Annotated in this window: 21 protein-coding genes; 9 read left to right on the top strand and 12 right to left on the bottom strand. The window is 74.1% G+C overall.

Annotation, left to right across the window (positions count from 1 at the left end; translation table 11 throughout):
- The first annotated feature begins 32 nt into the window (after positions 1–32).
- Positions 33–5,888 (top strand): GH92 family glycosyl hydrolase, encoded by a 5,856-nt coding sequence (locus tag EDF20_RS12020; RefSeq protein ID WP_243833475.1) that lies wholly within the window; start codon positions 33–35, stop codon positions 5,886–5,888.
- A 204-nt stretch (positions 5,889–6,092) separates the two neighbouring features.
- Here EDF20_RS12020 and EDF20_RS12025 read toward each other — a convergent pair whose 3' ends face one another.
- On the bottom strand, positions 6,093–7,091 hold the full coding sequence (locus EDF20_RS12025; protein WP_133738826.1) for a hypothetical protein: 999 nt from the start codon (positions 7,089–7,091) through the stop codon (positions 6,093–6,095).
- A 103-nt stretch (positions 7,092–7,194) separates the two neighbouring features.
- Between EDF20_RS12025 and EDF20_RS12030 the strand changes: the two genes are divergently transcribed.
- The 3 genes from EDF20_RS12030 (at position 7,195) to EDF20_RS12040 (ending at position 10,336) form a co-directional block, all read left to right on the top strand.
- Positions 7,195–8,580: an AAA family ATPase gene (locus tag EDF20_RS12030; protein WP_133738827.1), complete on the top strand. Its 1,386-nt coding sequence runs from the start codon at positions 7,195–7,197 to the stop codon at positions 8,578–8,580.
- Between the two features lie 244 nt (positions 8,581–8,824).
- On the top strand, positions 8,825–9,253 hold the full coding sequence (locus tag EDF20_RS12035; RefSeq protein WP_133738828.1) for a DUF4383 domain-containing protein: 429 nt from the start codon (positions 8,825–8,827) through the stop codon (positions 9,251–9,253).
- A gap of 153 nt (positions 9,254–9,406) precedes the next feature.
- Positions 9,407–10,336, top strand: coding sequence for a diacylglycerol kinase family protein (locus tag EDF20_RS12040; protein WP_133738829.1), 930 nt, complete (start codon positions 9,407–9,409; stop codon positions 10,334–10,336).
- A 111-nt stretch (positions 10,337–10,447) separates the two neighbouring features.
- Here the strand turns inward: EDF20_RS12040 and EDF20_RS12045 are convergent, their stop codons facing one another.
- From EDF20_RS12045 to EDF20_RS12055, 3 genes are all read right to left on the bottom strand, one after another.
- Positions 10,448–12,622 (bottom strand): choice-of-anchor I family protein, encoded by a 2,175-nt coding sequence (locus EDF20_RS12045; protein ID WP_208292638.1) that lies wholly within the window; start codon positions 12,620–12,622, stop codon positions 10,448–10,450.
- 116 nt (positions 12,623–12,738) lie between these two features.
- Positions 12,739–13,119, bottom strand: a complete 381-nt coding sequence (locus tag EDF20_RS12050) for a hypothetical protein (protein WP_123548468.1) — start codon at positions 13,117–13,119, stop codon at positions 12,739–12,741.
- Between the two features lie 92 nt (positions 13,120–13,211).
- Entirely contained in the window at positions 13,212–14,174 is a 963-nt protein-coding gene (locus tag EDF20_RS12055) for a helix-turn-helix domain-containing protein (RefSeq protein WP_133738830.1), read from the bottom strand.
- A gap of 117 nt (positions 14,175–14,291) precedes the next feature.
- On the opposite strand from EDF20_RS12055, the gene EDF20_RS12060 reads away from it, so the two are divergent.
- On the top strand, positions 14,292–14,783 hold the full coding sequence (locus EDF20_RS12060; RefSeq protein ID WP_123548466.1) for a glutathione peroxidase: 492 nt from the start codon (positions 14,292–14,294) through the stop codon (positions 14,781–14,783).
- 75 nt (positions 14,784–14,858) lie between these two features.
- Here EDF20_RS12060 and EDF20_RS12065 read toward each other — a convergent pair whose 3' ends face one another.
- The 5 genes from EDF20_RS12065 to EDF20_RS12085 form a co-directional block, all read right to left on the bottom strand.
- On the bottom strand, positions 14,859–15,701 hold the full coding sequence (locus EDF20_RS12065) for a glycosyltransferase (RefSeq protein ID WP_133738831.1): 843 nt from the start codon (positions 15,699–15,701) through the stop codon (positions 14,859–14,861).
- Positions 15,698–17,188: a bifunctional PIG-L family deacetylase/class I SAM-dependent methyltransferase gene (locus EDF20_RS12070; protein ID WP_133738832.1), complete on the bottom strand. Its 1,491-nt coding sequence runs from the start codon at positions 17,186–17,188 to the stop codon at positions 15,698–15,700. Before EDF20_RS12070 ends, EDF20_RS12065 begins: the two co-directional genes overlap by 4 nt.
- Positions 17,182–18,450, bottom strand: coding sequence for an acyl-CoA dehydrogenase (locus EDF20_RS12075; RefSeq protein ID WP_133738833.1), 1,269 nt, complete (start codon positions 18,448–18,450; stop codon positions 17,182–17,184). The genes EDF20_RS12070 and EDF20_RS12075 overlap by 7 nt, the downstream gene beginning before the upstream one ends.
- A 91-nt stretch (positions 18,451–18,541) precedes the next feature.
- Positions 18,542–19,255 (bottom strand): GAF and ANTAR domain-containing protein, encoded by a 714-nt coding sequence (locus EDF20_RS12080; protein WP_123548592.1) that lies wholly within the window; start codon positions 19,253–19,255, stop codon positions 18,542–18,544.
- A complete protein-coding gene (locus EDF20_RS12085; RefSeq protein WP_133738834.1) occupies positions 19,252–19,953 on the bottom strand; it encodes an ANTAR domain-containing protein in 702 nt (233 codons plus the stop codon). Before EDF20_RS12085 ends, EDF20_RS12080 begins: the two co-directional genes overlap by 4 nt.
- A 140-nt stretch (positions 19,954–20,093) precedes the next feature.
- Between EDF20_RS12085 and EDF20_RS12090 the strand changes: the two genes are divergently transcribed.
- Positions 20,094–20,360 (top strand): hypothetical protein, encoded by a 267-nt coding sequence (locus tag EDF20_RS12090; protein WP_133738835.1) that lies wholly within the window; start codon positions 20,094–20,096, stop codon positions 20,358–20,360.
- A gap of 51 nt (positions 20,361–20,411) precedes the next feature.
- Here the strand turns inward: EDF20_RS12090 and EDF20_RS12095 are convergent, their stop codons facing one another.
- Positions 20,412–21,365 (bottom strand): hypothetical protein, encoded by a 954-nt coding sequence (locus tag EDF20_RS12095; protein WP_133738836.1) that lies wholly within the window; start codon positions 21,363–21,365, stop codon positions 20,412–20,414.
- An 80-nt stretch (positions 21,366–21,445) separates the two neighbouring features.
- A complete protein-coding gene (locus EDF20_RS12100) occupies positions 21,446–21,976 on the bottom strand; it encodes an Lrp/AsnC family transcriptional regulator (protein WP_133738837.1) in 531 nt (176 codons plus the stop codon).
- A 122-nt stretch (positions 21,977–22,098) separates the two neighbouring features.
- Between EDF20_RS12100 and ald the strand changes: the two genes are divergently transcribed.
- Positions 22,099–23,211, top strand: coding sequence for an alanine dehydrogenase (gene ald / locus EDF20_RS12105; RefSeq protein ID WP_133738838.1), 1,113 nt, complete (start codon positions 22,099–22,101; stop codon positions 23,209–23,211).
- Positions 23,212–23,449: 238 nt separating this feature from the next.
- Entirely contained in the window at positions 23,450–23,722 is a 273-nt protein-coding gene (locus EDF20_RS12110) for a hypothetical protein (protein ID WP_123548591.1), read from the top strand.
- A gap of 47 nt (positions 23,723–23,769) precedes the next feature.
- On the opposite strand, the gene EDF20_RS12115 is transcribed toward EDF20_RS12110, so the two are convergent.
- Positions 23,770–24,201 (bottom strand): PLDc N-terminal domain-containing protein, encoded by a 432-nt coding sequence (locus EDF20_RS12115; protein WP_166644815.1) that lies wholly within the window; start codon positions 24,199–24,201, stop codon positions 23,770–23,772.
- Positions 24,202–24,740: 539 nt separating this feature from the next.
- On the opposite strand from EDF20_RS12115, the gene EDF20_RS12120 reads away from it, so the two are divergent.
- Entirely contained in the window at positions 24,741–25,373 is a 633-nt protein-coding gene (locus EDF20_RS12120; RefSeq protein WP_133738840.1) for a TetR/AcrR family transcriptional regulator, read from the top strand.
- The last annotated feature ends 60 nt before the right edge of the window (positions 25,374–25,433 follow it).

The following is a 25,433-nucleotide window of genomic DNA, read 5'->3' on the forward strand; positions in this document are numbered from 1 at the left end:
GGCGCACGCGAGCACAGCGGGCGGGGGTGATCGTGACCGCGACGGCCCTGGCGGCGACCGGTGCCCTCGTCGGCGTGGACGCGGCGAGCGCCGCAGGCCGCGGCGGCAGCGGCGGTGCAGGCGGCAGCGGCGGCGACGCGCGTGCGGCCGCAGCCGTGCTCGGCAGCGACTGGCGCACCAGCTTCGAGGCCGACGACACGCAGCCCCTCGCGAGCACGCCCGCGACGCCCGACGACCTCGGCACCGTGAAGGCCTCGAACGGTCTGCCGCCCGGCAGCTTGCTCGGCCACGTGACGGAGGCCTCGGCGAGCGCCGACAACGCCCCGGGCGAGATCGCCGTGAACCTCACGGACGGCAACCCCGCCAGCAAGTGGCTCGCGTTCCAGCGCACCGCGACGATCACGTACCTGCTCGACTCGCCGCAGACCGCGACCGAGTGGTCGCTGACGAGCGGCAACGACGCCCCCGAGCGCGACCCGCGAGCGGTCACGCTGCAGGGCTCCGTCGACGGAGGCGCGACCTGGGTCGACCTCGCCGACCAGCCCGCCGTGGCGTTCACGGGCCGGGGCGCGACGAACGAGTACGCGGTCACCGCCCCGGGCGCCTACGACGCGTACCGGCTCGACATCACGCAGAACGCGGGCGCGGGCCTCACCCAGCTCGCGGACTGGTCGCTCGGCGACGGCACGGAGGCGGCGCCCGAGTCCGGCCCGATGGTGACCGTGGTCGGCGGCGGCCCGGTCAGCGGACCGAACATGAAGCCCGGCGCGGGCTTCAGCGGCACGAAGTCGCTGCGCTACGCGGGCGAGCACACGGCCGCCGCCGGCCGTGCGACGAACGTCCTGTTCGAGGGCCTCGAGCTCGAGATCGGCGACGACACCGAGTTCTCGTACCGGATCTTCCCCGAGCTGGGCGGAGACCTGCAGTACCCCGCCACCTACGCCGCGATCGACCTCGAACTGGCCGACGGCCGCGTCGTGAGCGGCGTGCAGGGCGTCGTCGACGCCCACGGCGAGGGCACCTCGGCCGCCGACCGCGGCTCGTCGAAGATCCTCTACGCCGACCAGTGGAACTCGGTGCGGGTGCCGCTCGGCGACCTCGCCGGCGAGACCGTGACGCGCGTCCTGTTCGACTACGACAACGCCGGCGGCGCGGTCGGCACGACGTTCCAGGGCTGGGTCGACGACCTCGACCTCGACCCGGCACCCGCACGGGTCGACGGCTCGAGCCTCGTGAACTACGTCGACACCCGCCGCGGCACCAACTCGACCGGCGGCTTCAGCCGGGGCAACAACGTGCCCGCGGCGACGGTGCCGAACGGGTTCAACTTCTGGACCCCGATGACGAACGCGTCGAGCCAGACCTGGCTCTACGACTACCAGCGCGGCAACGACGACGCGAACCTGCCCCGCCTGCAGGGCATCGGCGTCTCGCACGAGCCGAGCCCGTGGATGGGCGACCGGAACCAGCTCGCGATCCTGCCCTCGACGACGGCCGTGACCGCCGCGGACGCAGCCGCAGGAGGCGGCACCGCGCCCGACGCCTCGCTCACGGCCCGGGCCCTCCAGTTCGACCACGGCGCCGAGATCGCGCGCCCTGACCTCTACAGCGTCGACACGACGAGCGGCCTCGAGGCCGCCGTCACGCCCACCGACCACGGCGCCGTGCTGCGGTTCGCCTTCCCGGAGAGCACAGCCCCCGAGGGCACGGGCACCGAGGGCGCGGCCGCGGGCGACCGCACCGGCAGCGTGCTCGTCGACCAGGTCGCCGGGAACTCCGGCCTCACCGTCTCCGCCGACGGTCGGGTCTCCGGTTGGGTCGAGGGCGGCTCGGGCCTGTCGACGGGGGCGACCCGCATGTTCGTGAGCGGTCAGTTCGACCGCACGCCCACCTCCGTCGGCGCGGCCGCGGGCGACCGGGCGGGTGCTCGGTACGCCTCGTTCGACGTCTCCACCGCGGGGGCCGGCAGCGCCGCCGGCGTCGTCGAGCTCCGCCTCGCCACGTCGTTCATCTCGTCCGAGCAGGCGGCGCACAACCGCGACCTCGAGCTCACCGGTCGCAGCTTCGACGAGGTGCGCACCGACGCCGAGCGACAGTGGAACGACCGCCTCGGCGTGATCACGGTCGAGGGCGCCCGTGACGACCAGCTGGCGACGCTCTACGGCAGCCTCTACCGCCTCAACATGTACCCGAACTCGCAGTTCGAGAACACGGGCACGGCCGCCGCGCCGACCTACCGCTACGCGAGCCCGGTCGCCCCGACCGTCGGCACCGCCACGGACACGACGACGAACGCCGCCGTGAAGGACGGCAAGGTGTACGTCAACAACGGCTTCTGGGACACCTACCGCACGGTCTGGCCTGCCTACTCGCTGCTCTACCCGGAGATCGCGGGCGAGCTGATGGACGGCTTCGTGCAGCAGTACCGCGACGCCGGCTGGATCGCCCGCTGGTCGAGCCCGGGCTACGCCGACCTGATGACCGGCACCAGCTCGGACGTCGCGTTCGCCGACGCCTACGTGAAGGGCGCCGTCGACGGCGACCTCGCGCTCGAGGCGTACGACGCGGCGCTGAAGAACGCCAGCGTGCAGCCGACCCAGAGCGGAGTGGGCCGCAAGGGCCTCGACCAGTCGCTGTTCCTCGGCTGGACGCCGTCGAGCACGGGCGAGAGCGTGTCGTGGGGGCTCGAGGGCCACATCAACGACTTCGGCCTCGGCCAGATGGCGGCCAAGCTCGCGGACGACCCGGCCACCCCGGAGGCGCGGCGTGCGCAGCTGAGGGAGGAGTCGGCCTGGCTGCTCGACCGCGCCCGCGACTACGGCACCCTGTTCGACCCGGCGACCGGGTTCTTCCAGGCGCGCGACGCCGACGGCGCCTTCGCCGAGCCCGCCGAGACCTACGACCCCGAGTCGTGGGGCGGCGCCTACACCGAGACGAACGGCTGGAACTTCGCGTTCCACGCCCCGTTCGACGTGCCCGGCCTCGCCGCGCTGTACGGCGGCTCGGAGGGCCTCGACGCGAAGCTCGCCGAGTTCTACGCGACGCCCGAGGAGGCGGACAAGCCGGGCGGCTACGGCGGCGTCATCCACGAGATGGTCGAGGCCCGCGACGTGCGGATCGGCCAGCTCGGCATGAGCAACCAGGTCTCGCACCACATCCCGTACGTGTCGGCAGCCAACGGCGACCCCGCCACGACGCAGCGGGTCGTCCGCGAGATCACCCAGCGCCTCTTCGTGGGCAGCGACATCGGGCAGGGCTACCCCGGCGACGAGGACAACGGCGAGATGTCGTCGTGGTTCCTGTTCTCGGCGCTCGGCTTCTACCCGCTCGCGATGGGCACCGACTCGTACACGATCGGCTCGCCGCTCTTCGACGAGGCGACGATCCACCTCGAGAACGGCGAGGACTTCACGGTCCGCGCCGAGGGCAACTCGACCGATGCGGTCTACGTGCAGTCGGCCACCCTCGACGGCGAGGCGATCGACACCGCGTCGCTCAGCCAGCAGAGCATCAGCCGAGGAGGCGTGCTCGAGTTCGAGATGGGCACGCAGCCGAGCGGCTGGGCGGCCCACGCACCCGACCCCGCCGACCCGGCGGCGGCGCTGGTCGACGCCACCACGGCGGGCCAGGGCGTGCTCAGCGCGAGCGACGGCACCGACGTCGCCCGCCTCGCCGACGACTCGGCGAGCACCGCGGCGACGTTCGACCTGCCCGACGCCGACGTCACCTGGCGCTCGGCCTCCGGGCCGGTCACCGTGTCGCGGTACACCCTGACGAACGGGCCGGACGGCTCCGCGGCCCCCACGGGCTGGACGCTCGAGGGCTCGACCGACGGCACCACCTGGCTGCCGCTCGACGAGCGCGCGGCGCAGACGTTCCCGTCCGCGCTGCAGACCCGGCCCTTCGCCGTCACCGACCCGCGGCCCTTCACCTGGTACCGGATCGCGACGACCGGCACCACCGACGGACGCGCGGCCACGCTCAGCGAGATCGAGCTCATGGCCGACCCGACGGCACCGGCCGGAGCCTTCACGGTCAGCGGCAAGCCGGGCCTGACGAGCGAGGCGGGCGCCTCGTTCGAGAGCGCGGTCGCCACCGTGACCCGCGCCTCCTCGACGGGGTCGCCCGAGGCCGGCGGCGGCGACGCCGGCGCCGTGCCCGACGGACTCGTCGCGACGGTCGACTGGCTCGACGGCGAGGGCCCGCAGCAGGCGACCCTGACCCCGACCGCCCTCGGCGGCTGGGACGTCACGGCGCCGGCGAAGGTGTTCGACGCCCCGGCGACCTACACGGCGATCGTGACCGCGACCGACGGCACCGACTCCGCGAGCACGACGACCTCGGTGGTCGTCTCGCGGACGGCTCCGGCGTTCGGGGACGCCTTCGACAGCGTCTGCCTCGGCGAGCCCGGACAGGCCGCGAACTGCGACTACCTGGGCAACGGGTTCTCGCGGCCGTCGCTGGCGGGCGGGGGCTTCGTGCAGGGGACCGAGGTGGCCGTGCCCGGCACCGAGCTGACGTTCGACCTGCCGGCGGTCCCCGCGGGCGAGCCGGACAACGCGACGGGGCAGGGCCAGGTGCTGCCGCTCGACCTCGGCGACGACGTGACGCAGCTGTCGGTGATCGGCACCGCGACCGAGAAGCCGCAGCAGACGGTCGGCACGCTGACCTTCGACGACGGCACGACGCAGCAGCTGCCCATCGAGTTCGGCGACTGGACGGGCGGCGTGACCACGCCCTCGTTCGGGAACATCGTCGTCGCGACGTCGGACGGCCGCACGAACGGGGCGAACGGATCCGACACGGCCGTCGCCGGCGTCTACTCGACAGCGCCCGTGACGCTGCCCGAGGGCACCCGTGCCGTGTCGCTCACGATGCCGACGCAGACGGGCGACCCGCGGTCGGCCGGGCGGATCCACGTGTTCGCCATCGCCACGGACGGGACGCGCCTCGCACCGCCGGAGGCGCTGGTCGCCACGGGCGCGGAGGCCGGCCTGGCCGGGACGGCCGGCGTCGAGGTCTCGGGCGCGCTCGCGACCGTGACGGGCGGGGTCGGTGCCGGTGACGGTGCTGGTGCCGGTGCTGGCGTCACCGCGCTCGTGAACTGGGGCGACGGCACCGCCGTCACGTCGGGGACGGTCGCCGACGGCGTGGTCTCGGGGGCGCACACCTACGCGCTGCCGGGGAGCTACACGGTGACGGTCACGGTCGACGACGGACGCTCGAGCTCGGCCACGACCACGACCGCGGTGATCGCGGCCGCTCCGGTCGACCCGGGCCCGGTGGACCCGGGACCCCCCGGCGACCCCGGCACCCCCGGGAACCCCGGCACCCCCGGGAACCCGGGCGACCCCGGCACGCCCGGGAACCCGGGCGACCCCGGCACGCCCGGGAACCCGGGCGACCCCGGCACCCCGGGGGCGTGGACGCCGTCGATCCGGGTCCTGGCCGACTCGGCGACACGGGGCACGGTCGTCCCCGTCGACGGCGACGGCTTCGCACCCGGCGAGGAGGTGTCGCTGACGCTGTTCAGCGACCCGATCGCGCTCGGCACGCTGACCGCCGACGCGGACGGCATCGTCCGCGGGTCGTTCACGGTGCCTGCCGCCGCGACGACCGGGGCACACGAGGTCGAGGCCGTGGGCGCGACGTCGCAGGTGGCGCTGCGGGCGGCCTTCCGGGTCGTCGACACGGCGCCCGCCGACGCCGGACGCGCCCCGCTGCGGCCCGGCTCGAACGACGGCTCGCTCGCCTACACGGGCGGCGAGCCCGAGTCCGCCGTCGACGCCGGGCTGGTCGCGGGCGTCCTGCTCGCGGCCGGCGGGCTGGTGCTCGCGCTCGAGGCGGCCCGCCGCCGACGCCGCCGACACGAGGTCGCCGCGCGGTAGGGCGACCCTGCCTGCGCGGCCGGTGCAGCACCTGGCGGCCCCCTCCCCCACCGGGGCGGGGGCCGCCTCCTGGTGTCCGGTCCTGCTCTCTCCTCATTCAGGACGATGCGTCCTGCCTGGTGCGGCAGGGGGAGCGAGCGTCCTGGATCGTGCACGGATCAGGAGATCCGACCAGTCGGTTCCTGATCGGCGAGGGCGGCTGACCTACTGGAAGGTCAGGACGTCGTCCGTGCCGATGCTCATCGTGTAGCTCACGGTGAAGGGGACGTCCTCGTCGATCGCGTAGCGGCGCCCGTCGAAGAGCGACTGCGCGTCGACGACGAGGTGCGCCGTGCCCGCGGCCTCGGTGACGAGCCACTGTCCCGACACCGTGCCGGGCTGCACGGCCACCTGCGGGTAGGCGACGATGCTCCACGCGGGCTCGCCCGTGACGCGGTCGTCGACCTGCCGCCCGAAGGGGCAGCCGGCGGGCAGCAGCACCGGCTGGGTCACGCAGTCGGTGTCGAGCATCGTGTCGAGCTGCTCCTGCAGCACCTGCGAGAAGGAGGCGCGGGCCACGGTCGCGACGCTGGCCGACGAGGTCGCCCCCGCGCTGATCACCGTCACGGGGACGGTCGGCGCCTCGAGGTACGCGCTCTCGTGCGACAGGACGAAGCGCGAGGGGGCCAGCACCTCGAAGCGCGTGGCGACGTCGCCGCTCTCGGTGGTGACGAGACGGCCGTCGACCGTGAAGCGCGGGTCGTTCATCGGCGTGACGTCGAGGGTCGCGGTCGGGGTCTGCGCGAAGCTCCAGGCGCGGAAGAAGCCGAAGCGCGTGCCGGCCTGCTGCACGACGAACTGCGACTGGCCGGGCGTGCCGTCGAGCGTGTACGAGAGCGTCACGGTGCGGGTGCCGTCGCCGAGGTCGAGCTCGCTCTCCTCCTGCACGTCGGCGAGGCCGCCGAGCGAGGGCACGGTGAGCAGGGCGTCCTCGAGCTCGCCCGTCGGCTCGATGCCGGCGAGGGTGATCGCGCTGGCGGTGTCGCCGCGGTCGATGGCGTCGAGGTAGCCGCGCGCGAAGCCGCCGGCGCTGTACACGGTCGCGTTCAGCGCCACGACGGTCACGGCGAACCCGATGACCACGAAGAGCGCGGCGCCGCCCCAGATGGCGACGAAGGGCCACCACGACGACGGTCGCCTCCTCTCCCCCACGGACGAAGACATGTCCACAGCATAGGTCGGCCGAGGTCACGATCAGCCGTGCAGCCGAGGAGGCGCGGGTAGATTGGGTGTCCCGCCTCCCCCGCCCGAAAGGTCCGTGCCGCCCGTGTCCGTCGCCCTCTCCGCCGAGCAGCAGGCCGTGTTCGACGCCATCGAGGACACGAAGGAGCACATCTTCGTCACCGGCCGGGCCGGCACCGGCAAGTCGACCCTGCTGAACCACCTGTCGTGGAACACGTCGAAGCAGGTCGTCATCTGCGCGCCGACCGGCGTCGCCGCCCTCAACGTCGGCGGGCAGACGATCCACTCGCTCTTCAGGCTGTCGATCGGGCTGATCGCCGACCACGACATCGAGCAGAAGAGCGAGCTGCGCAAGCTGCTGAACACGATCGACACGCTTGTGATCGACGAGGTCTCGATGGTCAACGCCGACCTGATGGACGCGATCGACCGCTCGCTGCGCCAGGCCCGCCAGCGCCGGTCCGAGCCGTTCGGCGGCGTGCAGGTCGTCCTCTTCGGCGACCCGTACCAGCTGCCCCCGGTGCCCGGCGACGCCGAGGAGCGGGCGTACTTCCGCGACAACTACCGGTCGATGTGGTTCTTCGACGCGCACGTCTGGCACGAGGCGTCGCTGCGCATCTACGAGCTGGCGTTCATCCACCGGCAGACCGAGGGCGACTTCAAGGAGATGCTCAACGCCGTGCGCCACGGCCGCGTCACCGCCGAGATCGCCGGCGCGCTGAACGGCGCCGGGGCACGACCCGCGCCGACCGACGGCACCGCCATCACGCTCGCGACCCGCAACGACACCGTCACCCGCATCAACAAGGTCGAGCTCGAGCGGCTGCCCGGGCGCGTGTTGACGGCCAAGGCCGAGGTCAGCGGCGAGTTCGGCGGACGCACGTTCCCCGCCGACGAGGCGCTCGAGCTGAAGCGCGGGGCCCGGGTGATGTTCCTCCGCAACGACCAGGACCAGCGCTGGGTCAACGGCACCACCGGCACCGTGACGAAGGTGCGCGACACCGTCTTCGTCGAGGTCGACGGCGAGGAGCACGAGGTGCAGCCCGCCGTGTGGGAGAAGTTCGCCTACTCGTGGTCGGCCTCGACCAAGCAGCTCCGCAAGGACGTCGTGGCCGAGTTCACCCAGTTCCCGCTGCGCCTCGCCTGGGCCGTCACCATCCACAAGTCGCAGGGCAAGACGTACGACAGCGCCATCGTCGACCTGGGCACGCGCGTCTTCAGCGCCGGGCAGACCTACGTCGCGCTGAGCCGCATCACCGCCCTCGACGGGCTCTACCTGACCCGGCCGCTGCGGCCGGCCGACATCATCGTCGACCTCGACGTGCGGCGGTTCATGAGCCAGGCGACGCGGGTGCCCGCGATCCGCGCGGCGGAGGACGCGGCCGCGGCGGCGGACGGCGGCGTGGCCGCTGACGGCGCGGGTGCGGGTGCGGGTGCGGCGGGTGCCGCGGCGGCGAACGCCGCCAGCTAGGGGCCGCGGCGCGAGCCGCACCGCAGCGCACCGCATTCCGTGCACTGCACCCGCACTAGGCACCGTGCAGTGCACGAGACGCGGTGCGGGCGCATCTCGGGTCCGGCGATCGGATGCGGGGCACAGCGCGAAGCCGCATCTCGCAGGGGCGCCAGCGCGCCAGGGCAGGGCGTCGCCGCCGGCCAGGGGCCGCGGCCCGGGCCGCTCCGCACCTCCCCCGGGGACGCTCTGGCATGATCGGGGTATGACCACGACGACCCCTGCCGCGTACGAGCCCACGATCCGCGAGTCGCCCAACCGCGCCGCAGCCCTGACGATCGGCACGCTCGTCCTGCTCGTCGGCGCCTGCGGGTTCTTCGCCGAGAACATGGGCTCGTTCTTCGACACGACCGGAGCGGAGCTGGGGTTCCTCAACGTCAACCCGGCGCTCGTCGTCATCTGGGTGCTCTCGGGCGCGGCGCTGCTCATCGCGGGCGCCTCCGGCAGTGCGCCCGCCCGCACGATCAACGTGGCCGTGGGCCTGCTCTTCGTGGTGCTCGGCGTCGCCGGGTTCCTCGTGCGCGACACCGACGTCAACTTCCTCGCGCTGAACCTCGGCGACGACATCACCCATCTCGCCGCGGGCGGCGTGCTGCTGCTCACCGCGATCGGTGCGGAGCGCCGCCGCCGCTGAGCTGCCGCGCGGCATCGCACCGTGTTTCGTACACTGCACCGGGTCCAGACCCGGTGCAGTGTTCATTTCCCGGTGCAGTGCGCTCCACGGCGCAGCCGCCGGCGCAGCCGCCGGCGCAGGGCGGCGCGGCGCCCGCGCTGACATGATCGGGGGATGGAACCGACTCCCCGCCGCCGCGTCGTCGTCGCGATCAACCCGTCGGCGTCGTCCGGACGCGGACGAGGCGTGGGCGACGCCGTCGTCGACGCCCTCCGTGCGGCGGGCCACGACGTCGTCCCTCTCCGCGAGCCCACGGTCGAGGCCCTCGCCGCGGCCGCGCGTGCGCAGGTGCTGACCCTCCCCCACGCCCTGGTCGTCGTGGGCGGCGACGGTGTCGTCAACCTCGGCGTGCAGCTCGTCGTCGGCGTGCCGGTCGCGCTGGCGATCGTGCCGACGGGCACCGGCAACGACATGGCCCGCACCCTCGGGATCCCGCACGACGACCCCGAGGCCGCGACGCGCCTCCTCGTCTCCCTGCTCGACCGGCCGCCGCTCGTGATCGACGCGGGCAGGGTGACGCGCGGCGACGAGTCCACCTGGTTCGGCTGCATCGTCTCGGCCGGCTTCGACGCCGTGGTGAACGAGCGGACGAACGCCCTGCGCTGGCCCGCGGGCCGGCGCCGCTACGACCTCGCCCTGCTGATCGAGCTGCTGCGCCTGCGGCCGCTCTCGTACCGGCTCGAGCTCGACGGCGACTCCCGCGAGGTGCGGGGCACGCTGGTCACCGTCGGCAACGGGCGCTCCTTCGGCGGAGGCATGACGGTGCTGCCCCACGCGCGCCTCGACGACGGCCTGCTCGACGTGCTGATCGTGGAGCGGCTCGGGCGGCTGCAGTTCCTGCGGCTCTTCCTCAAGGTCGCGAAGGGCACGCACCTCGCCGACCCGCGGGTGCACGTGCACCGCGTGCGGAAGGTCGTCATCGAGTCGGGCGACGGGATCGTCGCCTACGCCGACGGCGAGCGCGTCGGGCCGCTGCCGGTCACGGTCGAGGTCGCGCCCGGCGTGCTGCACGTCATCGCGCCGGCCGCCTCGGCCTCCGCCTGAGGGCGCGCCCGACCCCGACCTCCTCCCGCGGGGACAGACGAGAGGCCCCGGATCGACCGTCGCCCGCGTGGGGAGGTCGACTCGGGGCCTCTCGTGAGGGCCGAAGAGGCGTCAGCCGCGCAGGCGGGCCGCCCTGCGACGGGCGCGGACCAGCAGCACGGCGCCGAGGGCGACGAGTCCGCCAGCGAGGGGCAGGGCCCAGGAGACCAGCTCCGAGCCGGTGTAGGCCAGGCCGTCGCGGGTCGTGCCGGCTGCGGTCGACGTGCCCGCGCCTCCTGCGCCGTTCCCGGATCCCGGGGCGCCCGCGCCCGGCGTGCCGGCACCGGCGCCGGCGCCTGCGCCCGGCGCACCCGCGCCGTCGCCCGGCGCGACGACCGGCGGGTCCACCACGACCGGCGGCACGACGACGGGCGGCTCGACCGCCGCGGGCACCGTGATCGCGAAGAGCGTCGTCGTGCCCGAGACCTCGTTGCCGACGGCGAGCATGGGCTCGCCGGTCGCCGAGTCGGCGGCGGGGATGAACGCGAGCCCCTCCGGTCCGAGGTCGCCCGCGGCCGACAGCGCGGCCGGCGAGGCGTCGGCCGGCGGCGCCGTGAAGTCCCGGTTGTTGACGTAGGCCACGAAGGAGGCGGCGGTCGGCACGGTCACGTCGTAGACGGCGATCCCGCCCACGCGCTCGAAGCCGATGAAGGCGTAGGTGCGTCCGTCGATCTCGCCCAGGGCGACGCCCTCCGGCTCGGGTCCCTTGTCGTCGCTGCGGCCGTCGAGGGCCGACTCCGTGTGGTTCGAGTTGAAGAACTCGGGCGCGGCGGCCGCGGTGATCTCCTCGAAGTCGGAGCCCGAGTCGAAGACCTGCTGACCGCTCGCGTCGAGGATGCTGAACGACCGCGACCCGAACGTGTAGAGGGTCTCGTAGCAGGAGCCGTCGGCGCTGAGGCCGTTCGCCGTGGTGACGTTGAGGCGGCCGAGCGCGGCGGGCGCCAGCGAGCCGGCGGCGGGCGACGTGGCGCAGACCGGCGGGACGCCGCCCCGGCCGAGGGCGCTGACCCGCGACACCTCGCTGTAGCCGTCCCAGTCGCGCGAGTCGCCCTCGTTCGCCGTGACGACGTAGGTCGAGCCGCCGACCTCGTAGCTGGCGATCGTGTCGGGCATCAGGTAGCCCTCGACGCCGGCCCAGGTGCCGATGGCGATCGCGGGGCCGCCGCCGGCACCGTCACGGTCGGACGGGTCGAAGGGCACCACCGCGCGGTCGACGGTGCCGAGCGGCACGACCTCGGCGACGGTCGCCGAGGCGACGTCGACGATCGCGAGGGCGTTCGCCTCCTGCAACGAGACCCACGCGGTCGCGCCGTCGGCCGAGAAGGTGGCGTACTCGGGCTCGAGGTTCTCGCTCACGGGGAACAGCAGGGGCGACTCGGGCGTGACGGTGCCGGCATCCGCACGGCCGCCGAAGATCCGCACCTCGGGGTCGAGCACCGAGCTGCCGCCCGCCTCGAAGTCGTGGAAGTCGGCTGTGCTGACGGCCGACTGCGCGGGCGCGGAGACGGTCGCGGGCGCCTCGACGATGCTGATCGTGCCCTCGGGGTCGACCGAGTAGTCCTCGGCGGGCTCGCCCTCGTTCGCGACGATCACCCGGGCGCCGTCGGGGCTGAAGGCGACCATGTCGGGCAGCGAGCCGACGCGCACGGCGCCCAGGGCACCTCCGTCGCCCGCGGCGTCGAAGAAGACGACCCAGCCGAGGTCGGTCTTGTCGTCGCTCTCGACGGCGACGGCGCCGAGGCCGTCGGCCCGCACCGAGACCGAGTTGGCGACGGCGCCCGCGGGCACGACCGAGCCGTCGGCGGCCGTGACGCCCGTGGTCTGCACCGTGAAGCCGGCCGAGACGGGCGCTGAGGGCGTGCCGACGTCGAGGACCTCGACGACCGCCTCCGCCGCGTTGACGACGAGGAGGCGGTGCAGCGTCTCGCCGGAGGCGTCCCGCGCCGGGCCGGTCCAGTGCTCGACGATCTCGGCGGCGCTGGCGTCGAAGGTGCCGGTCTCGTACGAGCCGACCGGCTGCAGGTCGAAGGCCTCCTGGTCGGCGAAGACCTCGATCGGGGCCGCGACGACGGCCGCGCTCGCGGGCGCCGAGAGGCCGATCAGGCCGGCGGCGGCGAGGGCCGCGGTGCCGGTGAGGGCGACGGTGCCGAGCGGGCGCCGGACGCGGGCGGCCCGCGAAGGGGTCGAGGCAGCGGCCGGTGCGGAGGACGGTGTCGTGGGGCGGGAGGCCGGGCGGCGTGCGCGCATGCGGGAGCTCTCTCTGGTGCGGTCGGGTCGACCGGGTCGGTCGTGCGTTCGGGACGGTCGGGCGTCGGGACGCCACGACCATATGCACGACACGTGCCGCAGAGATGGCCGCCGGGTTAACGGCTGGGGCTGTCGTCCTCGTCGTCGAGGCCGAACTGCTCGGTCTCGAGGTCGACGACCTGGGTGCCCCGCGGCACCGACACGGGCGACGGACCGGCGAGCGCGGCCGTCCGGCTCGCGAGCTCGGCGACGAGGCGCTCGTCGAGGATCTCGTCGCCGCGGGCCTCGTCGACGCTGAGCGAGTCGGAGGTCAACATCTGGCTCGCCGGCCCGACGAGGATGCTGAAGACCCGGGGCGCGCCGTTCCGGTCCACGGCGGGGACGTCGATCGAGTCCGACCGCCCCTTCATCGCGAGGGCCTGCGCGTAGGCCATGACCGCGTCGGCGATGTCGTCGCCGGTGACCAGGTGGTCCTCGGCGTAGCTGATGCGCTTCATGCGGGCTCTTCCGGTTCACCCGGGGGAAGGTCCCACGGGCTGAGCGTCCCACGGTACGCGCCCGCGCCTCCTGCGACCCGGGTGCAGGCCGGTCAGGTGCGGTTCAGCGTCTCGCGCGGGTACTCGTCGAAGCGCTGCACGTAGGAGGCGGAGAAGCGCCCCAGGTGAGCGAACGCCCACCGCTTGGCCACCTCGGCGACGGTCACCGTCTCCGGCGATCCCTCGACGAGCTCCTCCCGCACGCGGTCGAGCCGCACGGCGCGCAGGTACTCGGAGGGCGTCGTGTCGAGGTGCCGGCTGAAGGCCTGCTGCAGCCCGCGAGGGGTGAGCCCGGCGTGCTTCGCGACGCCGCTCGGGGTGATCGGCTCGTGGGCGCGCCCGTGCACGTACTCGACCGCCTGGCGGAGGGACACGTTCCGGGGGGCCAGCACCTCGTCCGGCAGGCGACGGGAGGTGTGCGGGAACGTGTCGAGCAGGACCCTCGCCGCGTAGCGCGCCGTCTCGGCCCGCACCGCGTCGTCGGACGAGTCGTCGAGGTAGGTCTGGGCGATCCGGCGCAGGGCGGAGTTGAAGCGAGCCCGGCCCTCGTCGTCGATCACGGCCGTGTGGTCGAAGCGCACGGAGCCGGGGTAGGCGTCCTCCCGCTCGGACGCGACCTCGTCGAGGACCCGGTCGGAGAGGTGCAGGAGGTTCTGCTCGACGTCGGTCACGCGGAACGAGAAGGGCCGACCCCAGGGGAACGGCATGGGCTGGCCGATCTCGGGCGTGACCTCGTCGCGGCCGATGTCCATGTGGGCCGAGCCGCGGCCGATCCACTGGACGATGCGCTCGCCGCGCGGCTGGATGGTGCCGGTGACCTCGCCCGAGAAGTGCGTCGTGCGGAGGGTCAGCTCGCCGTCGCCGCGCGTCGTGTGACGCCAGTGGAACGGGTCGCGGGTCTCGACGAACCGCAGGCCGCCCACCTCGCCGTAGCCCGAGCCGAAGAACCGCTCCGCCCCGGCCAGGTCGTCGCCGTGCGCCTCGACGAGGACTCTGCGTCGGGGGTCGTCGGACATCTCCCTGATCCTTGCGGGCCCCGCGGGCCGGGACAAGTCGCGAGGGGGGATTGACTCAGGAGGCGCGACGTGCTGTGTCGCAGGTGGCTCACCCCCCGGACGAGTAGCGTCGCGCCCATGAGCGACCTCGACGACATCGACCTGACCACCCTCCGCGGCGAGCACACCCGCTTCGGGGCCTTCACCGACAAGGTGGTGCTCGTCGTCAACGTGGCGTCGCGCTGCGGACTCGCACCGCAGTACGAGAAGCTCGAGCAGCTGCAGAAGACCTACGGCGAGCGCGGCTTCACCGTCGTCGGGTTCCCGAGCAACCAGTTCCTGCAGGAGCTCGGCTCGTCCGAGGCCATCGACGAGTACTGCTCGGCGACCTGGGGCGTGACGTTCCCCATGATGGAGAAGGTCCGCGTCAACGGCCGCTCGGAGCACCCCCTCTACACGGAGCTCAAGAAGACGGCCGACGCCGACGGCAAGGCCGGCAAGGTCAAGTGGAACTTCGAGAAGTTCGTCGTCACGCCCTCGGGCGACGTGCACCGGTTCCGGCCGACGACCGAGCCGGACGACCCCGCGATCGTCGGCGTGATCGAGGCGGCGCTGCCGCAGCAGGCCTAGGCGACGGGAAAGGGACGAGATGACGCGGGGCCCCGCGGCTCCTCGTCCCTTTCGCGTCCCGTAGCGGCGGGGGCGCTACGCGAGCAGGTCGTTCGCGAGGTAGCCGGCGTAGCCGCCGCGGGTGCGGCCGACCTGGCGGCCCGACGTGAGCACCTCGCCGGCCTCCGACGCGACGACGATCGCCCCGGCGGCACGGGCGCGGGCGACGAGCTCGACGTCCTCGTGCAGGTCGAGCTCGCCGAAGCCGCCGGCCGCCTCGTAGACCGTCGCGCGCAGGCCGAGGTTGGCGCCGTGCACGTGCCCGTTCGGCCGCCCGGGAGTGTGCCGCGACAGCCAGGCCGCGACCTGGGCGTCCGACAGGTCGGCGAAGTCCGGGCGCACCGTGCCCACGACGACGTCCGCGCCCTCGCGGTCGGCGAGGTCGAGCTGCGAGGTCAGCCACGCGGGCGGGACGGCCGAGTCGGCGTCCGTGGCGGCCAGCCAGACGGCGTCGGCGGAGACGCCGTGCTCCGCGAGACTGGCGAAGGCGACCCGGGCTCCCTCGGAGCGGGCGGCCCCGACGGAGCGGAGGCGGGTCTCGACCACCGTCACGTCGGGGACGGCGGCCGCGATCGCGGCCGTGTCGTCCGAGCAGTCGTCGGCCACGACGACGGTGACGACCCGCACCTCCTCGTCTCGGCCCTGCCCTGCCGCCCCGGGACCACCGGCTGCGGCACGACCGGCCAGCAGGAGGCGCGCCTCGCGGATCGAGGCGAGGCACCGCGCGATCAGCTCGGCCTCGTCGCGTGCGGGGACGACGACCGCGACGCCGGAGATGCGCGGCGGGGTCGTGGGCGAGCGAGTCGCGGCCGGCGTCACGGGTTGCGCGGTCGGCCGCGGCGGGATCGCGGGCTGCGAGATGGCGGGCCGCGCGCTCATCGGAGGCCCGTCCTGCTCGCGACCGATCGGGGGTCGCGCGAGAAGACGTCGAGGAGGAAGTCCTCCTCGACGTGGCCGACGACGCGCGTCAGGCCCGCGTCGCGGGCCCAGGCGGCGAGCGCCTCGTGCACCTCGTCGCCGCCCTGCGCGAAGTCGTCGGCACCGTGCCGCCAGTGGCAGGCGACGAGCGAGCCGCCCGGCGCGAGCACGCGGTCGACGTCGACGAGCAGCGCTCCGAGCGCCTCGGGAGACAGGTAGTAGCCGACCTCGCCGAGCACGACGAGGTCGAGCGCGTGGTCGCCCCGGGGCAGTCCGGCCGAGACGTCGGCGACCTCCACGCGCACGTGCGGCTGGGCGGCCAAGCGCTCGCGGGCCCGCCCGACGGCGACCGACGAGACGTCGACGGCGAGCACGGAGTCCGCACGCAGGGCGAGCTGCTCGGTGACGACGCCGATCGAGCAGCCGATCTCGAGCACCCGGCCGAGGCGCTCGTCGGGCAGGGAGGCGAGCACGAGGGCGCGCTTGCGGCGCTCGTACCAGCGCGTCGTGACTCCCCAGGGGTCGTCTCGGCGCGCGTGCGTCGCGTCGAACGACGGCGCGAGCGTGTCGGCGGGCACGGAAGCGGGCGCGGGCTCGGGCGCGGGCGCCTCGACGAAGACCTCCGCGCCGCCGACGAAGTGCTCGACGAAGTCGGGCCGCAGCACGGCCTCGTCGCCGGGCCGGTCGCTCAGCGGCAGCACCTGCGAGGAGTACCGGACGAGCGCCCGCTGCTTCGCGAGGCCCACCTCCTCGTCGCCGTCGACGCGCACGAGCGCGTCCCACGGCACGTCGGGGTGGTCGGGCCCGCCCCAGTGCCACATCCAGATCGGGTACTCGAGGAGGCGGGCGTCCGGCAGCGCGGACCCGTCGCCTCCCACGAGCTCCGCCGCGACCTCGCCGAGCACCCGGTGGTCGCGGTGGCCGTCGCCCCGCCACGGAGCGAGGACGAGGACGGGCCGGCGCTCCGCGAGCAGATCGGCGAGCTGGCGGCGGACGACGTCGCGGGCCTCGCGGAGACCGCCGTCGGCGACGCCGAGGGCGACCAGCTCGATCGGCGCGCCCAGGCCCGCGGGGTCGACGAGCTCGTCGAGCGCGGCGCGGGCCTCGGCCAGGCGCAGTTCGCGGAGCGACCCGGCCGGTGTCGACGTCGAGCGCGGGTGCGACGCCGCCCCGTCGGTGACGACGACGACCGTCACGGCGCGTCCCTGCCGCACGAGCTGCGCGATCAGGGATCCGGCGCCCAGGGTCTCGTCGTCGGGGTGCGCGGCGAGGACCACCACCGGGCCGGAGGCGCCGACCAGGTCGAACGCGCCGGGCGCGTCCGGCTCGGCGACGGCGGGCACGATCGCGGGGTCGAGGGGACGCGGAGCAGGCAGCGTCGCCCAGCGCGGGTCGGAGCGCCAGGTCGCCACGGAGGTGCCGGGCTCGCGGGCGTCGAAGCTCACCACGGGGCGATCCCCGCAGTGCCCGTGCTGCCCGTGCGGGCGCCGGCGACGGTTCCGCCGACGTCGGCGGGTCGTCGAGGTGACGCTCCGGGGGCGTCCGGCGCCGCGGGACCCCCGGGGAGCGTCACATCGTCGGCCGCAGGCAGGGCGGCGGCAGCAGACGCAGCCGCAGCCGCAGACACAGCCGCGACGGCAGCGTCGCGCACGGCGCCGCCGAGCGACGCGTCGTCCTTCGACGCGTGCCGCTGCCGCAGGTACAGCTCGAGGTCGGCCACGCGCTTGGCGTGCTCCGGGTCGGAGGCGAGCGGCGCCGGGCCGAGCGCTCCGCCGACGGCGGCGAGCACGTCCTCGGCCGCGTGGGCGACGGTCGCGCGCGTCCTCTTCGCCAGGAGCCGCGCCTCCTGCCCGACCGCTCGGCCGGAGTCGACGGCGACGGCCGCCTCCTCCAGTGCGCGACGTGCGTCGCCGAGGCGTTCGTCGACGACGCCGAGCGCCCGGAGCAGCCACGGGTCGGGGTCGCGGGCGACCGCGGACCTCAGCAGGGTACCGGCCACGCCGACCGCGCCGCCGTACCAGCAGGCGGCGACGGCGATGCCGCCCCACTCGAAGCCGGGGCGGCGGAGGTACCAGCCAGGCTCACCGACGGGTGTCGCCGGCACGGACGCGAACGTCACGGGCCCCGACGGGATCTCGACCAGGCCGCGCGCGTGCCAGGCGCCGGGCACGACCTCGACACCGGGCTGGCGGAGGTCGACGGCGAACAAGCGGCGCTCGTCGCCGACCCAGGCGGTGACGAGCGCGCCGTCGAGCACGCCCGCGAGCGAGCACCACGGCTTGGTGCCGGTGAGCGTCCAGGAGGTACGGTCGTCTCCCGCACCTGCGGCGGTCACCGAGCCGGCGGTCGCCGCGGGCTCCGCCACGAGCTTCGCGCCCGGGCCCTCGGCCGCGAAGACGCCCCAGGTGAACCGGTCCGCCGAGGAGGCGCGGGTCGGCAGCACCACCGTGCCCGCCTCCCGCGCCTGGTCGAGGATCGCGGTCGCGTCGAGGTGCGGCTCGACCGCCCGCGCCGCTCCGACGTCGTGGGCCGCGAGGGTCGCGAGGGCCAGCCACAGGTCGGCGGTCGAGCCGGCCCCGGGAACGGGTGCCGCGCCTCCTCGACGGGTCAGGTCGGCGGCGAGCCCGAGGGAGCCGGCCACCGAGCGCGGCAGGCGAGCGCGGACGACAGCCGTGGCCGACCGGGGGTCGACCTCGTGGGAGAGGAACATCCGTCGAATCTACGGCGCTGCCGCCGTGCTCGTTCACGGAGGAGGGGCCCGCGGCTGCTCCGTTCGCCCTGCGACCGAGTTCCGGGCAGCGCTAGAGCGTCAGGCGGCGCTCGACGAGCTGCACGGCGACCTCGACCAGCTTGAGCCGCCGACTGCGGGCGTGCTGACGGATGAGCACGAACGCCTCGTCCGTGCTCACGCCGCGCACGTGCGCGACGACGCCCTTGGCCTGCTCGATCACGACGCGGGTGTCGAGCGCGCCCTGCAGCTGCTCCTGCACGACCGCGCTCTCGCGCAGCGTGCGTTCCTGCAGGATCCCGATCGTCGCGACGTCGGCGAGCGCCTGCCCGACCCTCACGTCGCGCTCGTTGAGGGCGCCCACGGAGGTGCGCAGCAGGTTGAGGGTGCCGATGACCGTCCCTCGGAGACGGAGCGGCACGGCGTGCACCGATCGGAAGCCCTGCTCACGGGCGACGGCGGCGAACTCCGGCCAGCGCCCCTGGTCGACGGCGACGTCGGGCAGCGAGACGGGCTCCGCCGTGGTGAAGCACGTCCAGCACGGGCCGGAGCGAGCGTCCAGCTGCATCGTCTCGACGAGGGTGCTCGCCTCGCTGGTCGACGCGACCACGTCGAGGTCGCCGTCCTCGTCGGCGAGCAGGATGCCCGCCTCCTGGACGTCCAGGACGGACCGGCAGGTCTCGACGAGCGTCTGCAGCAGCTCGATGACGTCGAACCCGGCGACGAGGCTGTCGGCCAGGGTGGCGAAGGCGTCGACGAGGACGGCCTCGCGGCCCGCCTCGCTCACCACTCCTGCTCCCGCTCGTCGGGGCGGGGGTCGTCCGGGGCGGCGGCGAAGCTCACGCGTCCCTCGAGGACGGCGTCGGCGATGTCGGTCATCGACACGCCCTCGGCGAAGGCGCGGCCCTGGAGCAGCAGCTCGGCGTCCTCCACCGAGACGTCGGCCTGGGCGAGCACCATGCCGGTCGCCTGGTGGACGCGACGGCGGGAGTACTTGTCGACCCGCACCTCCTCGGCCTGGTCGTCGGCCACGTCGCGCACGGCACGGCGCAGGAGGTGACGGCTGAGGTCGTCGGCCAGCGCGGAGGCGCGGCGCGCGCTCGCGTCGGGGAGCTCGCCCGGACGGTCGCACCACAGGTCCATCGCACCGAGGGCGAGCGGGCCGAGCAGGAGCGGGAACGCGAAGAGGGCCTCGACGCCCTCGTGGTCGAGCAGGGCACGCGAGAAGGCCGGCCAGGAGCGCCGCGGGGCGAGCCGGAGGCTGCCCTCGAGCACGGGACGCCTCTCGGCGACGGCGTCCCAGCAGGGCCCCTCGCCGAGGTCGAACTGGAGCTCGTCCAGTCGCGCCGCCGTCGGGTCGCTCGCCGACACCGTCTCGGTGCGGAGCAGCTCGCCCATCGTCGACACGGAGACGCCGGTCACGGGCAGGGACGCGAGCAGGCTGCCGGCCAGGTCCGTGTCGTCCACGGGAGTGAGGTCGTCCATGGATGTGAGGTTACCCGGCCCCCTGGCGCGGGAGCGCACGTCGTGCGACGCTTGTCGGAGACGTGTGAGACCCCTGGACCTCGGGCCCGACGCGATCGTGCCGCCACTCCCTCGGCGGCCAGCGACGAGACGAGAGAACCATGGCATCCACCTTCCTGGCCGTCGGCCGCCACGAGTACCGCCTGGCGGCGGACGCCGACGTGTCCGCCCTCAAGGGGCGGGTGCTCGACGCCGTCGCGACGGGCGCCTCCTTCGTCGACGTCCCGACCGCCGACCGGGGCGTCCTCGCGGTGCTCGTGCGCCCGGGCGACCACGTGGCCGTCGGGACCATCGACGACGTCGAGCTCGACCCCGACGCGTGGTCCGACCTCGTCATCGCGGTCGACCTGGAGGACTGGGCGCGCTAGCCGGCCTGGCGGGCCGGCTGCGAGCTGCCCGGGTGCACGACCGCCCGTCGCTCAGAGCAGGACGGTGCTGCTGCGGAAGGACCCCGGCGACGTCCCGACCTGCCACACGACCGTCAGGCCGCGGGGTGCCCCGTCGGTCGAGGCCGAGCCCACGGGGATCGTGAACTCGCGGCCCGAGCCGGCCGAGACGGGCTCGTCCACGGGGGTCTCCACCCCGTCGACGAACGCGAACAGGCCGTTCGGGTACCCGACCGTCGAGGGCCCGGTCGCGTCCGCCGAGGCCGGCGACGCGAACGAGAGGGAGGCGGGCGCCGAGTCGTCGAAGGGGGCGGCACCCGCGTCCGCGGTCGCGGCGACGTCCTCGGCGCCAACGGCCGGGTTCGTCCACTCGTAGACCGAGTCGCCGGTCGAGGGGACGCCGGCGTCGTCGATGCGGAGGCCCGCCGACGACTCGCGGACGATCCACGCGTCGGCCTCGGCCTCGGTCGTCGCGCTGACGACGGTGACGACGTCCTCGAAGGCCTTCGTCTCCTCGAAGGTCGCCGCGGCGAGCTGCCCGGCCGCCTCCGGAGTGACGGTCCCGTCCCGTCCGAACAGCGAGGCGAACTGCTGCTCGGACGGGTAGAAGGCCTGCGCCTCGGGCGTGAGCAGGGCCCAGGCGGCGGCCGCGTCGCCGGCCGCGGCCGCGTCGAGGTACTCGCGGACGAGCTCGACCGCGGGCGAGGCGGCCGAGGTCGCCGACGCGGAGGGGACGGGGTCGAGGGCGGAGGTGACGGTCACCGTCGGGGTCGTGCCCTCGGCCTCGGCGGAGGTGCAGCCGGCCGTGGCCCCGAGCACCGCGACGGCGAGTGCGGCGCCGGTCAGGGTCGCGCGGGCCGACGGCGTGCGGGACAGGCGCGTGCGGGGTGACGGCGTGCGGGGTGACGGGGCGCTGGGTGACGGGGTGCTGGCGAGGGTCGCGCGGGCTGGGGTCCGGTTCGTGAGAGCTGCTCGTGTCGATCGCATGAGGCGGACGGTAGGCGAGGCGGACGGAGACCGACCGCGACTCCCAGGGGACCGTGACCCGCCCCTCCTCGTGCCCGACCTCAGCGGAACGACGCCGCGACCCCGTTGCGGTGGTAGTCGAAGACGATGCTCGTGCGGGTCGAGGCGACCGACGGCTGGGCGGAGAGGTGGTCGACCACGAAGGTGCGGATCTCGCTCGAGTCTGCCACGGCGATGTGCACGATGAAGTCGTCGTGCCCGCCGAGGAAGAACACCTGCAGCACCTGCGGCAGGCTCCGCACGGCCTCCGAGAAGGCGGTGATGGCGGCCTGCCGCGACCCCGGCCGCAGGGTCACGCCGACGATCGCCTGCAGCGGCAGCCCGAGGCTCCGCTGGTCGATGCTCGTCAGGAACCCCGTCACCACCCCGCGGTCGATCAGCGAGCGCAGCCGCACGTGCGCGGTCGAGGGCGCGACGCCCACCGCCGCGGCGAGCGCGGCGTTCGAGATGCGCGCGTCCGTCCCGAGCACGTCGAGGAGGCGCAGGTCGAGCTCGTCGAGCGGGCCGGGGGCACGAAGATCGTTCGGCCCTGCACTCGCGGGGACGTCTTCTCTCGGGTCGGATGCAGCCATGGGGGCATCTTCGCAGAAGATGCTTCGGTCGAAACAGGTCCGAAACGAACGATCGCCACGATCGGGTCACACTGGATGAGCAGGGTCGCGACGAGGCGCTCCTGACGAAGATCGGAGCAATCGTGCGCGTCGGAGTCCCCACCGAGATCAAGAACAACGAGAACCGGGTGGCCCTCACGCCCGCCGGGGCCGACGCCCTGGTGCGCCGGGGCCACGAGGTGCTCGTGCAGGCAGGCGCGGGGCTCGGCTCGCGCATCCACGACGAGGACTTCGCCGCCGTCGGCGCGACGATCGTCGCGACCGCCGACGAGGTCTGGGCCGCCGCCGACCTGCTGCTCAAGGTCAAGGAGCCGATCGCGTCCGAGCACCGCCACCTGCGCGCCGACCAGGTCGTCTTCACCTACCTGCACCTCGCCGCCGACCGGCCCCTGACGGAGGCGCTGGTCGCCTCGGGCACGACCGCGATCGCCTACGAGACGGTGCAGCTGCCCGACCGCTCGCTGCCGCTGCTGCAGCCGATGAGCGAGGTGGCAGGGCGCCTGTCGATCACGGTCGGGGCGTACCACCTGATGCGCGCCTCCGGCGGTCGCGGCACCCTGCTCGGCGGCGTGCCCGGCACGCCGGCCGCGAAGGTCGTCGTGATCGGCGGCGGGGTCGCCGGCGAGCACGCGGCCGCGAACGCCCTCGGCCTGGGCGCGGACGTGACCGTGGTCGACCTGTCGCTGCCGCGCCTCCGTGCGCTCGAGTCGCGCTTCGACGGCCGGGTCGCCACGCGGCACTCGTCGCCGTTCGAGATCGCCGCACAGGTGCGCGAGGCCGACCTCGTGATCGGCTCCGTGCTGATCCCGGGGGCGGCGGCGCCGAAGCTCGTCACCGACGAGATGGTCGCGACGATGAAGCCGGGCGCCGTGCTCGTCGACATCGCGATCGACCAGGGCGGCTGCTTCGAGGGGTCGCGGCCGACCACCCACGACGACCCCACCTTCGCCGTGCACGACACGGTCTACTACTGCGTCGCGAACATGCCGGGCGCCGTGCCCGAGACGTCGACGCGCGCCCTGACCAACGCGACGCTGCCGTACGTGGTGGCGGTGGCCGACCAGGGCTGGGAGGCGGCCACGGCGACGGACCCGGCCCTCGCCGCCGGGCTCAACGTCGTCGCCGGCGCGGTCGTCGCGCCGGGCGTCGCCGCCGCGCTCGGGATGCCGCTCGGGGCGCTGCCCGCGCGGGCCTGACTCTGCCGCCCCGAGTGTGAGCCACGCCTCGAACCGCGTTCCGAACCATGAACCGCGAAATAACTCGGTTCATGGTTCGGAACGCGGTTCTTCAGGGGCTGAGGCCGGCGTCGAGGAGGGCAGGGGCGAGCGTCCAGGAGGCGGGACCGACGACACGCCGGAGCGGTTGCGCGAGCCGATCCGGCCTGCCTACACTCGCCTCCTGTTCGAACACGTGTTCGAGAGAGAGGCGACCCCGATGAACATCTCCACGACCCGATCGGCCGTCGCGCTCTGGTTCGTCGACGGCACGCCCGACCGGCTCGTGCACGACGGCACCCGGTGGCGCGTGACGGACACCCCGACCGAGATGTGGCACGAGCCGGCCTTCGTGCCCGCGCTCATCACGCACCCGCCACAGCAGTTCGTGGGGTGGCGGTTCCAGGCCACCGACGGCGTCGGCACGACGCACATGTTCGAGGTGCTCCGCGACGGCGCGGGGCAGTGGGTGCTCGGCCGCGTCTACGACTAAGGACCGATCACCGTCGAGCGCGTCGCCCGGTCAGGCCGAGCCCAGCGTCACTCGAGGCGCTTGCGCTTCTCCACCTCGACCTCGAGGGCGCGCAGGCGGGCCTGCTGCTCGTGGAACTCGATCTCGCGGTCGAGGTCGGCGAGCTGCTCCTCGGTCGTCTTCCGGCGCGGGGCGGTCGGCTGCGACGACCACGAGGAGGCGCGACGTGAGCCCCCGAAGCCGGCGCGCTCCGATCGTCGCGGGTCCCCGAACGAGACGTTCTCGGACGAGCGCCCCCCGAACGACCCCGCCGCACGGGTGGCGCTCCAGTCGTGGCCGACGATGAACCACAGGGCGCTGCCGAGCAGCGGCACGAACACGACGAGCAGGACCCAGACGAGCTTGGGCAGCCCGCGCACCTGCGAGTCATCGCGCGACACGATGTCGACGAGGGCGATCAGGCTGACGGCGAACATCGCCACGGTGAAGAGGACGTACACGGTCGGGAGCCTAGCGATCGCCCTGGCCTCGACGCGAGGGGCCGACGCACCCAGCCCGGGGGTGACCGCAAGGTGCGCGAGCCTCCCCCACAGCGTGTGGAGAAGCATGTGGAAAACGTGTGTCGAGAGCGACTCTTTCGGGGGATAACCGAGGGAAGCTGTGGACTACTGTGTGGAAATTACACGGCTGTAACTTACATACGCGTCTCTGACCAGGGCTTTTGTGACGCTGTCACTTGTGGATAAGTCCACAGGTGCAGCGCCTCCTTCATCCACAGCTGGGCCGTCCGCGCACGGCGGGACGGCGAGACGGCCTCGCGCTGGGCCGTTCAGCGGGCAGCCCGGGAGGAGGGACGGGACCGAGCGCGCGGGGCGGCGGCTCGTTCGGGCGGCCTCGCTCGACGCGCGCTCGGTCGTTCCTGGTGTCTCGGGTCCACCAGGCAGGATGATCCTAGCGGGTGGATACCCGCCAGTATGCAACGGATCCCGGCCCTGCGCGCCGCAGACGACAGCCGTCGCCCGGACGTTAGGGTGACGACATGTCCACGACCGGGAGCGCCCCCACCAAGCGCCCTCCGCGCGCCGAGGTGCGCGAGCGCCTGATCGAGGCGGCGAGCCGGCTCTTCGCGCGCCACGGCGTCCACGCGACGACCCTCGACGATGTGGCCAAGGCGGCCGGGTTCAGCAAGGGCGCGGTCTACTCGAACTTCGACTCCAAGGCCGACCTCGTCGTGACCCTGCTGCGTCGGGAGACGGACGGCGCGCTCCGGGCCCTGCACGAGATGCGCGTGCCCGGCACCGACCTGCCCGATCTTCCCGCGGCGATCCGCGCGGCCTTCGCCCCCTACGGCCCGGGCACGGCCGACGACTTCAGCCTGATGTCCGAGCTCCGCTCGCAGGCGCTCGCCGAGCCGCGCGTCATGGAGGTCTTCGTCGAGCAGCGCCGGGCCGTGCTCGACACGCTGCGCGGCCTCGTCGACCAGGTGTTCCAGGGACGCACGCCCGACGCGACCGGGCTCTCCTCCGACCAGCTGGCGCGCCTCCTCATCACCATCTCGGTCGGCTCCGCCTTCGACGCGCCCGCCACCGGTGACGTCGCGCCCGGCGACCTGATGGGCGACGTCGTCGCGGCGCTGCTGCGCCCCGTGACGGGCGGCTCCCCCGCGGCCTGACCCGTGCCTCCTCGCAGAGGAACGTGCCGACGTGAAGACGACGAACCTCCGCGGAACATC

This window comes from Frigoribacterium sp. PhB116 (assembly GCF_004364285.1).
Lineage (GTDB): Bacteria > Actinomycetota > Actinomycetes > Actinomycetales > Microbacteriaceae > Frigoribacterium.